13 protein-coding genes are annotated in these 11,923 nt (G+C 61.7%); 8 read left to right on the top strand and 5 right to left on the bottom strand.

Annotated elements, in window-relative coordinates; genetic code table 11:
• The first annotated feature begins 16 nt into the window (after window positions 1–16).
• The gene (locus tag VGD10_RS09545; protein ID WP_331040585.1) at window positions 17–1,426 is read left to right on the top strand and encodes an AAA family ATPase; all 1,410 of its coding nucleotides are present in this window, start codon (window positions 17–19) and stop codon (window positions 1,424–1,426) included.
• Complete coding sequence (locus VGD10_RS09540) at window positions 1,410–2,354, top strand: DUF4435 domain-containing protein (RefSeq protein WP_331040584.1); 945 nt, start codon at window positions 1,410–1,412, stop codon at window positions 2,352–2,354. Before VGD10_RS09545 ends, VGD10_RS09540 begins: the two co-directional genes overlap by 17 nt.
• 83 nt (window positions 2,355–2,437) lie before the next feature.
• Here the strand turns inward: VGD10_RS09540 and VGD10_RS09535 are convergent, their stop codons facing one another.
• The 3 genes from VGD10_RS09535 to VGD10_RS09525 all read right to left on the bottom strand — a co-directional run bounded on the left by VGD10_RS09535 (window position 2,438) and on the right by VGD10_RS09525 (window position 3,819).
• Entirely contained in the window at window positions 2,438–2,767 is a 330-nt protein-coding gene (locus tag VGD10_RS09535; RefSeq protein WP_331040583.1) for a hypothetical protein, read from the bottom strand.
• Window positions 2,768–3,027: 260 nt separating this feature from the next.
• Window positions 3,028–3,375, bottom strand: a complete 348-nt coding sequence (locus VGD10_RS09530) for a GFA family protein (RefSeq protein ID WP_331040582.1) — start codon at window positions 3,373–3,375, stop codon at window positions 3,028–3,030.
• A gap of 57 nt (window positions 3,376–3,432) precedes the next feature.
• Window positions 3,433–3,819, bottom strand: a complete 387-nt coding sequence (locus VGD10_RS09525) for a hypothetical protein (protein ID WP_331040581.1) — start codon at window positions 3,817–3,819, stop codon at window positions 3,433–3,435.
• A gap of 156 nt (window positions 3,820–3,975) precedes the next feature.
• On the opposite strand from VGD10_RS09525, the gene VGD10_RS09520 reads away from it, so the two are divergent.
• From VGD10_RS09520 to tilS, 6 genes are all read left to right on the top strand, one after another.
• Window positions 3,976–4,353 (top strand): VOC family protein, encoded by a 378-nt coding sequence (locus tag VGD10_RS09520; RefSeq protein ID WP_331040580.1) that lies wholly within the window; start codon window positions 3,976–3,978, stop codon window positions 4,351–4,353.
• A gap of 146 nt (window positions 4,354–4,499) precedes the next feature.
• Window positions 4,500–5,189, top strand: a complete 690-nt coding sequence (locus tag VGD10_RS09515; protein WP_331040579.1) for a hypothetical protein — start codon at window positions 4,500–4,502, stop codon at window positions 5,187–5,189.
• A gap of 76 nt (window positions 5,190–5,265) precedes the next feature.
• A complete protein-coding gene (gene ptsP / locus VGD10_RS09510) occupies window positions 5,266–7,536 on the top strand; it encodes a phosphoenolpyruvate--protein phosphotransferase (RefSeq protein ID WP_331040578.1) in 2,271 nt (756 codons plus the stop codon).
• Between the two features lie 104 nt (window positions 7,537–7,640).
• On the top strand, window positions 7,641–8,510 hold the full coding sequence (locus tag VGD10_RS09505) for a helix-turn-helix domain-containing protein (RefSeq protein ID WP_331040577.1): 870 nt from the start codon (window positions 7,641–7,643) through the stop codon (window positions 8,508–8,510).
• 71 nt (window positions 8,511–8,581) lie between these two features.
• The gene (locus VGD10_RS09500; RefSeq protein ID WP_331040576.1) at window positions 8,582–9,370 is read left to right on the top strand and encodes a tetratricopeptide repeat protein; all 789 of its coding nucleotides are present in this window, start codon (window positions 8,582–8,584) and stop codon (window positions 9,368–9,370) included.
• Between the two features lie 32 nt (window positions 9,371–9,402).
• Entirely contained in the window at window positions 9,403–10,383 is a 981-nt protein-coding gene (tilS, locus tag VGD10_RS09495) for a tRNA lysidine(34) synthetase TilS (protein ID WP_331040575.1), read from the top strand.
• Here tilS and VGD10_RS09490 read toward each other — a convergent pair.
• A complete protein-coding gene (locus tag VGD10_RS09490; RefSeq protein WP_331040574.1) occupies window positions 10,376–10,810 on the bottom strand; it encodes a hypothetical protein in 435 nt (144 codons plus the stop codon). The genes tilS and VGD10_RS09490 overlap by 8 nt on opposite strands.
• Before the next feature lie 82 nt (window positions 10,811–10,892).
• Window positions 10,893–11,831, bottom strand: coding sequence for a dimethylarginine dimethylaminohydrolase family protein (locus VGD10_RS09485; RefSeq protein WP_331040573.1), 939 nt, complete (start codon window positions 11,829–11,831; stop codon window positions 10,893–10,895).
• Window positions 11,832–11,923 lie beyond the last annotated feature (92 nt).

Genomic DNA, 11,923 nt, shown 5'->3' with positions numbered 1-11,923 from the left:
ACGTACTGTGCTGTCTATGGACGAACAATCCGAGCCATCTCTAAGCTCTGAAGCGGACGCCGTACGCCTTGAGGCTTTTTCAATTGTTGGATTGCACAAGGCGCAGACGGTCCAACTCATCTTTGCACCGGATCATTCGATCTTCATTGCCGATAACGGTGCGGGTAAAACGACAGCCCTTTTTGTTCTACAGAGTATCCTCGCCGATAATTGGAAGGGCATACTTCGCTATCACTTCGATAAGATAATTCTCCAGTTCTCTTCTGGAGACACCTTTTCGGTTCCACGTCGGGATATTGCAGATCAGCCAAGCTTAGGGCTCTTTCGTCGGCTGGCCGGGGAAGGTCTGCTAACCGAGGGCGAAATCGCCTATCTGGCCAGACGTTCTCGACATACGTCCCTATCCGAGCTTCGGAATGACGCATTATTCCAGCAGATTTACCGACGTAGCAGGATGCCGACGTCGAAATTATACGAACTTCTGGTGCGATATGCGTCATATTATGATGACGACGTTCCCCTATTAGGCTCCGGAATCGACTCAGATTTGAGCCGCCTTAGAGCCTTTCTCAAGGCGGCCTTTCGACATTCCGTTATTTATCTCCCCACTTATCGGCGGGTCGAGCAAGAACTACGCATGCTCATTGAAAAGGCCGATAACGAAGACGTATTTGCCGACGCTATTCGCTTTGGCATGAAAGACGTCGAGAAGCGGATCGAAGCTCTCGGAAAGCGTATCAGGGACCACTTGGCTGTCACGTATGGCAAGGTTAGTGGCGAGATGCTCCACCAACTTGCGCGCTCCACTGATCTGTCCAAAGAGATGCAGAGGGTCCTAGGAAATCGGGACGATATTGCTGCCGTTCTAACTAGATTATCGGATTACGTCTCTGCAGAGGATCGCGATCACATTCTCTCGTTATGCGACGACGGACTGCTGATTGAAAATCAGCACCTAGCATTCTTCTTATACAATCTCATCGCTGCATATGAAGAAATCAGGCATTTGGAGAGGTCGCTTCAGTCTTTTGGAGCCAAGTGCAATCAATACCTGATTCGGAAGGAATTTCGATATGATGCGGCGACTGCTTCGTTAAAACTTTTCCACAGGGCATCTGAAGCTGAGCCACTCAGCCTGAATGCGCTCTCATCAGGAGAAAAGCAGATAGTCGGTGTACTATCCCAGGTATACCTTGGAAAGGAAGCCAGCTATGTCGTGATCTTCGACGAGCCGGAACTATCTCTATCTGTTGAATGGCAACGTAAGATTTTGCCGGACATCATTGCTTCCGATAAATGTTTTTCTCTTATCGCAGCAACGCATTCTCCTTTCATTTTCGACAATGATCTTGACAGCCGCGCTAGAAGCCTGACGAACCTGGAATACAGCTCCGAGCCCGAAGCGAACGATGGCTTCAAATCCTGACGCTTTGCGAGAATTACGAGGCGCGTACGTTGTAACCTACAGGGAGGTGATCAATGTATATGCACGTGACCCAACTACCCTCATCTGCCTAGTCGAAGGGAAGGACGCTGGGTATTATCGCCCAAGAGTTTCACAGTGGATGGTGCAGCGAGCGCTCGTTCATCCTGTGGAGCTCCTGAACTGTGGAGGCAAACGAGCCGTCCTTCTTGTCAGGGACGCTGTAGATCGCAATGATACCTTAGCTAGCGTGAAGTGCATTTTCCTGGTTGACCGGGATTTCGGCGACGAGGCCGATGCACGTGTCGATACATACGTTACTGATGGGTATGCCGTAGAGACGTATTACTTCGGACGCGAATTCGCTCGAAATGTCATTCATGATGTTTTCTTCAATGGAGAGGTGGCGGGAGACAAGAGGGCCACCCTGGACACAGTTGTTGAAACATACGAGAAGATGGAAGCTGCCTATCTCGCGTCAGCGCAATCATTTAACCAGTGGGCATATGCGCTTAGAAGGCGCCGCGGACCAGGCGTCAAATTGGATCCGGTCGACACCATGGGATGCATCGTCCTAGATCTAGCGGCGCAGACCGCATGCTTTGCTTACACTACTGAGGAATTGAACGCGTTGATAGAACCTGCGCCGGCCGTCGAAGGTGATGAGTTGGCTAGCGCAGAAGAATGGATTGGCCAAGCTAACCCCCGCATGGACTACAGAGGCAAGCAGCACCTGATTTTTATGTTAGCCTTTCTCGAAAACTGCGCTTTACGTTGCCGAAAAGGCGAGATGCCGTTTGAGGAAAAGCTGAAGGTAGCCCAGCGCTTCTCGCCAAAGACGGTCCTAAGGGATCTTAGCGCTTTTGCGACTACGCCACACTCGCTGTTGGATTTCCTAAACCGGTATCATGATGAAAAGCTCGCCGCCTAGCGCGAGCGTTGACTCACGTCGGTAAGCCGCACCGCGCCGCAATAACAGCTTCCCTAGACTTCGCTCATCTCTTCCCTCCTCGATCACCGCCGCTGCCACTTCATTCCGTCCTTCCACTGCCGCTCGGTCGGCAGCGGCAGCGGGTCGCCGGTGAGCTTTTCGCGGGTGAGCTCCACCTTCGGGCCGCCGATAATCACGTCCCGTTCCTTGAAGCAGGGCACGCATTTGCCGTAGCGCTTCAGCTCCATCAGGTGATCTGGCTTCCCCTTCAGCGACATCTTAAGCCAAAGCGCCGCCGCGTGCAGCACCCGCACATGCCCGCAATTCCAGCAGGTGAACTTCACGTTCCACCCCAGCCGCGCGGCTTCGAAGATGCTGGTGACGTTCGGCGGCTGCTCGCGAGACTCGGACATGCGGAACAGATAGCGAACATCGGCATTGAAAAATAGGATCGCGCCTGATCTATCCTTGCGGATGAACGAAGCTGCCGCTTTCCCTTGTTCCGGCCAGTCCGCGAGCGGCCCCGCAGGCGTCGCTCACCTTCCGCGGCTCCCGGGCCGGGACGAATGGCATGTGTCAGCTTTGCAAGCTTCACCGCCGCCACGCGCCCCCACCGCGCGTAAAAGCCCCGGTGGAAACACGTTTTGGTGTGACCTTAGTGTGACCTTTCAGGCTACCAACTTGCGCCATCGACCAGCCGCACCTCGACGGCGCCGGAGTCGAACCCGTCCAGCAGCCGCGCGTGGACACCCATCTTGCCGAAATCCTCGCCCAGCGTTTTCCAGTGCGTGCCGCATCCGCAGATTGGGCAATGGTGGATGCCGATCATGCGGTCTCCCCAGACGTACGGCACCGTCTCGCCCTCCACCGTCACCGCATCGTCAGGATAATAAGCCACCAGCCAGCCGGTCTTGGTGCACAGCGAGCAATTGCAGCTCGCCACCCACTCCGGCGCATGCGGCACGCGAAGCCGCACCGCCCCGCAATGACAGCTTCCTTCGACCGCGCCGCCGTCCACCATGCCTTCCCTCCTCGATATAGCTTCGCCGCCCGCGACCTTCGCCTGCACAGGAGTGCCTTAGCGCCAGGCTTGTCTCAATTCCTCTTCCCAATTTTCGGAAAGGCCGAGCGCAGCCCGCTCCTGAGGCGTCTTGGCCGCAAGGCGGGCGATCTGCAGGTCGAGCGAGGCCTGCCTGATCTTCACCGCCTCGGCATCTGCGATCCGCTGCAGCTCTTCGGAATCTGGCTGGTCCAGCCACGCTTCCAGCCATGCCTCAAGGCTCGGCGCCGCCAACGTGAACGACCGCTCCCAGGCTTCGGCGAAGCTCCCGGCCGGGACATAATCCTCATCCTCGTCGCCTTGCGAAGGCGGCCATGCCAGATCCGCATCCCACCGGATTGCTGTCGAACTTCGGAGCCCCTTCATACCTTCACGCCCGCGATACGCTTCCGAGGCTTTCGTCACTTTAGCCCTCTTGCCTCTGCGAGTGTCTTTCCATCTGAAAGACAGAAGCGGCCGGCGCTGATGTTCCTTCAAGCTCGCGGGACGCCGAGACTCGGCGCCAGCCGAAACGGGAGCTAATCTAGATCAGGAGTGTTGCCCCAAAAGTGGGAGAAGCCGATGCTGAAGGATCATGACAGCTCCGCCATCATAGCCGTGTCCGATCTCGCACGCGCCCGCGCCTTTTACGGCGAGGTACTGGGCCTGGAGCTGGACGAGCAAGGCGCGGAGGAGGGCGTGCTCGTCTACCGCACCGGCGCCACTCGCCTCGTCGTCTACCACTCCGAATATTTCGGCACCAACCGTGCCAATGCGGTCGTATGGGGCGTGGGCGAGGACCTCGACGCCATCGTCGCCGCGCTGGAGGCGAAGGGCGCCACATTCGAACATTATCCCGGCATCGGCCGCCTCGAAGGCAACGTCCATGTCGCGGGCGATGCGAAGCTCGTCTGGCTGAAAGACCCCGACGGCAATATCCTCCACATCAACTCGATGTGAAGTTTGCCGGTCACGGGTGTTGTCGATGTAGGTAGCTACACGCCACCTGCCGTTCGTCACTAAACTCCTGCTCTTCGCCCCATAAATCTTCGCCGCCGCTTCTGCGCCCGTCAAAGGCGGAGCGGGTTCAACAGACGGCTGAGGCTATGTCGATCGATCTTGCTCCGGCGCTTCGTGTGCTTGGAATCTGCGCCCTTATCGGCGCGCTCACCACCTTTCTGAATACAATGGCGCCGCCCTTCTACAGCGCCGACAGCTTCGAAAGCAGCATGGCGCTGATCCATAATCCAATCTACGCGATGCGGCAGTGGGTGCTGCTGGTGCATCCGGTCTTCACTTTGATGCTGCCGCTCGGCATGGCGTTCGCGCTGGTGCGACGCGCGCCGGGTCGGGCGGCATCCGGTCTGATCTTTGCGGGTGTCGAGAAGATGACCGAGTTTCTTCTCGGCGTCACGATCCTGTTCGTCGTCAACGGCGTCTGGAAGGTCGACTTCCTCGCCACGATGGGAACGCCCGCCGCGGCCGAGAGCCGCCACCTTATCGAGACGTTCAACCAGTGGCTGAACGGCATCTATTTCCTGCTCTGGGCCATGTTCATCCTCTCGACGGGGCTGCTGGCATCGGCGCTCGACCGGAGGGACCGGCTGGAGCTTTCGGTAATCGTCACCGCTGGCGTCATGATCGTCCTGACGGCGATGATGATCCTCGGAAACTATGCAGGACAGGAAAGCTGGACCACTCCGGTCATCCAGATCGCATACGGGCCGCTGCTTACCCTCCACCGGGCGCTGATCGGCGTCTGGCTCCTGCGCGAAGCCCGCCGCCTGAGGAGCTGAGCATTTCTCGCCAATGTAAAAGGATCGCCGCAGCATCTGATTGGAAGCGCATCCTCTTTCTGATAGCGCCTCCCGGATGCCGACGACCTCTGCAGCCTCCGCTCGCGAGATACTGACCGGCCTTCACGAAGTGATGGCGTCGAAGGGCGGCGCACAGGCGAAGCTCAACAAGGTGGTGAAGATCATCGCGGAGGCGATGGCGAGCGAGGTCTGCTCCATCTACCTGCTCCGCGACGGCGCGCTGGAATTGTTCGCGACGGTCGGCCTCAATCAGAGCGCGGTGCATGTGACGAAGCTCGCGCTTGGCGAAGGCCTGGTCGGCACGATCGCCGAGCAGGTCGAGGTGCTGAACCTCGACGAGGCGTCGCGGCATCCGGAATTCGCCTATCGGCCCGAAACCGGCGAGGAGCTGTTCCACAGCTTCGCAGGCGTCCCGATCGTCCGAAATGAGAGGGCGATCGGCGTCGTCTGCGTCCAGCATGCCGATCCGCGCCCCTATGACGAGCTGGAGATCGAGGCGCTGCAGACGGTGGCGATGGTGCTGTCGGAGCTGATCGCCGGCGCTAAGCTCGTCGACAAGGCGAGCGCGGCCTCCGACAGCCGCGACACGGCGATGACGCGGCTCCCCGGATTCAAGCTCGTCACCGGCATGGCGAAGGGCGTTGCCGTCTATCACCAGCCGCGGGTGATGATCGAGCATACGGTCGCCGAGGATATCGAGGCCGAGCGGCACCGCGTCTATTCCGCCTTCCGCAAGATGCGCGAGCAGATCGATACGATGACCAACCTCGCCGAATTCGGAACGGCGGGGGAGCATCAGGAGATCCTCGAGACCTACAAGATGTTCGCCTATGACGAGGGCTGGTCGCGGCGCATCAACGAGGCGATCGACAGCGGCCTTACCGCCGAAGCGGCAATTGAACGCGTTCGCCAGCGCACGCAGACGCGTATGCGGCAGATTGACGATCCGCTTCTTCAGGAGCGAATGCACGATCTCGACGATCTGTCGAACCGACTGCTCCGTATCGTATCCGGACAGCTCGGCACCGCCGCGCAGGTCGGCCTTCGCGGCGACGCAATCCTGGTCGCGCGCAATTTGGGGCCTGCCGAGCTCCTCGAATATGATCGCCGCCGCCTTAAAGGCGTCATCCTCGAAGAAGGCTCCCTCACCGCCCACGTTACCATTGTCGCCCGCGCGATGGGGGTGCCGGTGCTTGGCCGCGTTCGCGACATCCGCCGGTCGGTGAGCGAAGGGGATTACCTGCTGCTCGACGGCGACGAAGGCGTCGTGCACGTCCGGCCGACGACCGCGGTCGAAGATGCCTTCGAATCCAAGCTGCTTACCAAGCAGAAGAGGCGGGCGGAGTTTGCCGCCTCCAAGAACCTGCCGTCGGTCACGCTGGATGGTGAGCGGCTGACCGTCGCCATCAATGCGGGCCTCCGCGACGATGTCGAAGCGCTGGACGCGACCGGTGCGGACGCGATCGGCCTGTTCCGCACCGAATTCCAGTTCCTCGTCTCGGCAACGCTCCCGCGTCGTGAGGCGCAGCAGAAGCTCTACAAGGCAGTGCTCGATGCCGCGGGCGGCAAGCTCGTCGTATTCCGCACCCTCGACATCGGGGGCGACAAGGCGCTCCCCTACCTCCACGCGGAAGAGCACGAGGAGGAGAACCCCGCCATGGGCTGGCGGGCGCTCCGGTTATCGCTTGATCGTTCGGCGCTGATGAAGGCGCAGGCGCGCGCACTTCTCGAAGCCGGCGGCGGCCGCGAGATCCACATCATGTTCCCGATGGTCTCGGAACCGTGGGAGTTCGATGCCGCCAAGGCTCTGATCGAGGAGCAGCGCGAATGGCTTGCCCAGCGCAAGAAGCTCCTCCCCCATAAGATCAATTACGGCGCGATGCTCGAGGTGCCGGCGCTCGCCGAAACGCTCGACCTGCTCCTGCCGAAGATCGACTTCCTGTCGATCGGCACCAACGACCTTACCCAGTTCCTGTTCGCCGCCGATCGTGCCCACCCGAAGCTTGCCGAGCGCTACGATTGGCTTTCGCCAGCCATCCTCCGCTTCCTGCAACGGGTTATGGACATGGCGAAGGCGCACAAGGTGCCGGTGGCCGTTTGCGGCGAGATGGGCGGGCGCCCGCTCGAAGCCATGGCGCTGATCGGCCTCGGCATACGCCGTCTTTCGATCACGCCTGCCGCCGTAGGTCCGATCAAAGCGATGATCCGGTCCGTGGACCGGTCGAAGCTGATCCCGGTCGTCGAAGACATGCTGCGCGACCCGCCCGCCGATCTGCGATCGGCGTTGGCCGACTGGGCCGAGAAAAACGGCGTCGTTACCGGCTGAACCCACAGGAAAGTCGGGGCCTTCCGGTTGACATTGTCCGCCCGGTGCGATGACATGATCCTAATCAACATAAAGCTCCGGGAGGGGCGGCAGGGGTCAAGTGCATGAGTGATGTGAGCGAGGGCAGCGTCTCTTCCATCGGCGACCGGCTCCGTGCCGCGCGCGAGGCCAAGAAGCTGAGCCTGGACGATCTTGCCGCGCAGACCCGGATTCCGATCCGGCACCTCAAGCATATCGAGGATGAGGAATGGGACGCGCTTCCAGCGCCCACCTACACAGTCGGCTTCGCCCGCTCCTACGCCAATGCCGTCGGGCTGAACGGCAATGAGATCGGCGCCGAGCTTCGCGATCAGATTGGCGCAGCGCGTCCGGTCTATGAGCCGCCGCAATCCTATTACGAGCCTGCGGATCCGGCGCGGGTGCCGCCTAAGTCGCTTGCCCTCATCGCGGGCGCGATCGCCCTTGCCCTGATCCTCGGCTACGTTATCTGGCGCAGCGTGACCGTGGGCGGCGAGGACGTCGACGCGGTCGAGCAGGCCGCCGCCCCGCAGCAGCAAGTCGTCGCTCCGCAGCCCCAGCAGCCACAGCCGGTGAACGCCACCGGTCCCGTAATCCTCACCGCCACGGACGAAATCTGGCTGCGCATCTATGAAGGCGGCACCGGCGCAAACCTTTTCCAGGGCGTGATGCAGGCGGGACAGCGTTACGAGGTCCCTGCCACTGCGCAGCAGCCGCAGATCCGCACCGGCCGCCCGCAGGCGCTCCGCGTCACCGTCGGCTCTACGGAGATTCCGCCGCTGGGCGCTCCCGAAACCACGATTGACGATGTCAGCCTTCGCGCCGCCGACCTTGCAGCGCGTGCACAGGGCGGTGTGGGCCAGCAGCCGCAGCCAGGGGCAGCGCCCGGCTTTACGCCCGGTCCGCAACCTGCGCCTGCCCCTGGCACCGTGGCACCGCCAGCACAGCCGCAGTAAATTTCTTCATCCTGGCGACAGGGACATGCAGGCATGATAAACGCCAGGGAGTTTCAAGGCGGGGAATAATCATGCGTTTTCATGTTGTTGGGCTGATGCTGCTCGGAACTGCGGCGCCGCTTGCCGCGCAGAATGCGGGCTATATCCAGCCTGAAGTCCGTACCGGCATTCAGCAGACGGTCCCCGGCGGAATTCCCGCAAGCAGCGCGGTCGCCGACCTAACGGCCCGGCTCGATGCGATGGAGCGCCAGCTTGCGACCCTCACCGGCCAGGCCGAGGAAAGCCAGCACCGCATCCGTCAGCTGGAAGGCGCGCTCGAACAATATCGCCGCGCCGAGGAAGCCCGCGTTGCCGCCGCTGCAGCGGCGCCCCAGTCGGAGACGCCGCAGGTTGCCGAAGCCGAGCGGCCCGAGCCGAAGCGGCTGGCCGACGCCGCGCCTGCCGCTGCCGCAGAAGCGCCGTCCACCGGCGACCCTGCCGAGGACGCCTACCTCGTTGGTTTTCGCCAATGGGAGGCGGGTCAGTTCGCCGAAGCGCAGAAGTCGCTGGAAGCGATGGCGAAGAAATATCCGAAGCACCGCCGCGCCAGCTACGCGCTGAACCTCGCCGGCCGCGCTTATTTGGACGAGGGCAAGCCAGCCTCCGCCGCGAAGATCCTGCTGTCCAGCTATCAGGCGCATCCGAAGGGCGAGCGCGCCGCGGACAGCCTCTATTTCCTCGGGCAGGCGCTGATGACGCTGAAGAAGCCGGCCGAAGCCTGCAAGGTCTATGAGGAACTGCAGGCGGTCTATCCGACTATGCGCGACTGGGTGAAGCAGCGGCTTCCGAAAGCGCGGCAGGACGCGAAGTGCAGCGCATAGGAAGACGCGCCGCTTGAAGCTACAAGGCGGGAATGACGCCCGCGCCCGAGCTCGTCCAACGCTTCAAGGCTGATCTCGAAAGGCTGATCGGTACGCCCGACCGGCTAGGCATTGCGGTGTCGGGCGGGCCCGATAGCCTCGCCTTGCTGTTGCTGGCGACCGCTGCCGTTCCCGGGCAGGTTGAGGTTGCGACGGTCGATCATAATCTGAGGGCCGAAAGCGCGGGCGAGGCAGCGTTCGTTGCCGACATCTGTGGTGATCTTGGCTGCCCGCACTCGACGCTCGACGTGGTCGTGCCGAACAGAAAAGCCGGGCTACAAGCAGAGGCGCGCCGCGCCCGCTATGCAGCGCTCGCTGGCTGGGCGCTGGAACGCGGCATCAATGTGCTTCTCACCGCCCATCATGCGGACGATCAGACCGAAACCTTGCTGATGCGGCTTCAGCGCGGCTCCGGCATCGGCGGCCTTGCCGGCGTTCGTGCAGTTAGGGCGGAAGGCGCGCTCCGCATCGTCCGGCCTTTGCTCGGTTGGACGAAGGCTGAGCTTGAGGCGGTGGTGGCCGATGCGGGGCTCATCGCCGTCGACGATCCTTCGAACCGCGACACTCGCTTCGACCGCGCAGCCATGCGCGGCTTCCTTGCCGCCAATCCGCAATTCGAGGCGAAGCGGCTTGCCCGAACGGCCGCCGCGCTTGCCGAGGCCGAGGAGGCCCTCGATTGGTACGCTCGACGCCTATTCAACGAACGCTGCCGCAAGGAAGGGGGCGAATGGCGCATCGATCCAGAGGGTCTTCCGCGCGAGCTGAAGCGTAGGCTTCTCCGCCTCGTTATCGCCAGGCTTCACGAGGCGCACAGCCTCACGCCCGCCTGGGCCGGTTCGGAAGATGTGGAAGGCCTGCTGACGGCGCTGGAGAGAGGCGAAGCCGCCACGCTCAGTGGCGTGGCGGCGCGTGGCGGCTCCCTTTGGAGGCTTTACCCGGCACCGCCCCGCCGGAGCGTTTCGAAAGCTAGCTGATGGTTTCGTCTACCACCAGCTCGGCCTGAACGGACTTCGCGGCAGCGGCCTTTTCAAGGTCGGGAAAGACGATGTTGCAGCCGCGATCCTCGGACGTGATGCGGAGCGCCTGATAGTCGCCCTTCAGCTGCGCGAATTCGGCTGCCTTGGTGCCGTTGCCCTTGATGAAGAATAAAGCCGGAAGGAAGATCGTGCTGCCGAGGCCCATCTTCACCGCGTCGCCCTTCGCCCGCTTCCGCAGCGAGTGGTAGAGGATATTGGCGCGATACTCGACGGCGGTCCGCTCGATCGCGAGCTGATCGCAGGTGAAGGCTTGATACTTGATCGGCGACACATAGGCCGCCTCGATATTCTTTGGGCTCGAGGCGCAGGCTGACAAGGCGGCGGTCGCTGCCGAAGCGGCCACGGCTTTCAGGATATTACTCATTACTGCCCCCTTCACGCGCCTAATGACGTCGCACGGGAGAAGCTAGCCGCTCATTTCTGAACGTGCGGCAACCGATCGAGACTTAGCCTGGCATGCGTGCGAGCGGTTGCGTGAGACAATGGACGCCGCCGCCGCAGCGCGTGAACTGGTCGATATCCACGGCGATCACGCGGTAGCCGAGCCGCATCAACTCCATATTGATGCGCACATTGTCGGCGGATGACAGGATCCGGCGCTCGCCGAGGCTCAGGAGGTTGGTACCGAGCCGCTGCACTTCGAACGGCGTCACCGGCAGGATCTCGATGCCGAGCGCCTTCACCTGTCCGATGAAGGCGGGATCGAGCGCCTCGATGCAGGCGACCGCCCGCTTCGCGTCGATCATGGTGAAGAGCGTGTCGAGGTGCAGGAAATAGGAGTCGAAATGGGTGAGGATCGCCTGCCAGCCGCGGCTCTCGAAAACATGCTTCAGCGCCAGCGCGCCTTCCTTGCTGGTGCGCTCTCCCGACCAGCCGATTGCGACCAGGCCGGGACGGAGGAAGCAAACGTCTCCGCCCTCAATAATCCCGGTTTCGATCGCGCCGAGATAGGGAACGCCCCAGCCGCGTGCATGGGCAACGACATGCTCCACTTCGGCGCGGCGATGCTCGGCACCCGGGCGGAGCGCGAGCAGGCCCCAAGGCGTCATCAACACTGCATCGCGGGTGAAGCTGAGATCGGGAAGCTTTTCCGTGGCGGGAACGGTGGCGCAGCGCACACCCTCCTTGCGAAGCGCATCGATCAGCGCCTCATGCTGACGCTCCGCGGTTTCGGCGCAGCATTCCAGGCCGCGGGCAAGCGCGTCCACGGCAACCGAATTGCAGGGCATAATCTCGAGATGCGGCGGCGGCGAGACGAGCACGTCCGTCAGGCGGCCATATTCGGAATCCACCGACCAGCGATGCTTTACGTCCTCGCGGAGCGGCGCTGCTTGGATCAGCGCGTCTTCTGCGCTGGTGTCCGCAACGGAAAAATCGAAAAGCATGGCTGCCCCCCCTAATTGCCGCTGGCGCGGCAGGCTCGAGAAGGCATAACCAAGAAGCAGCGATTATGTTCCGCCGGAACAACAAGATTGAT

This window comes from Allosphingosinicella sp. (assembly GCF_036402135.1).
GTDB lineage: Bacteria > Pseudomonadota > Alphaproteobacteria > Sphingomonadales > Sphingomonadaceae > Allosphingosinicella.
This window is presented reverse-complemented; position numbering and strand designations above follow the sequence as displayed.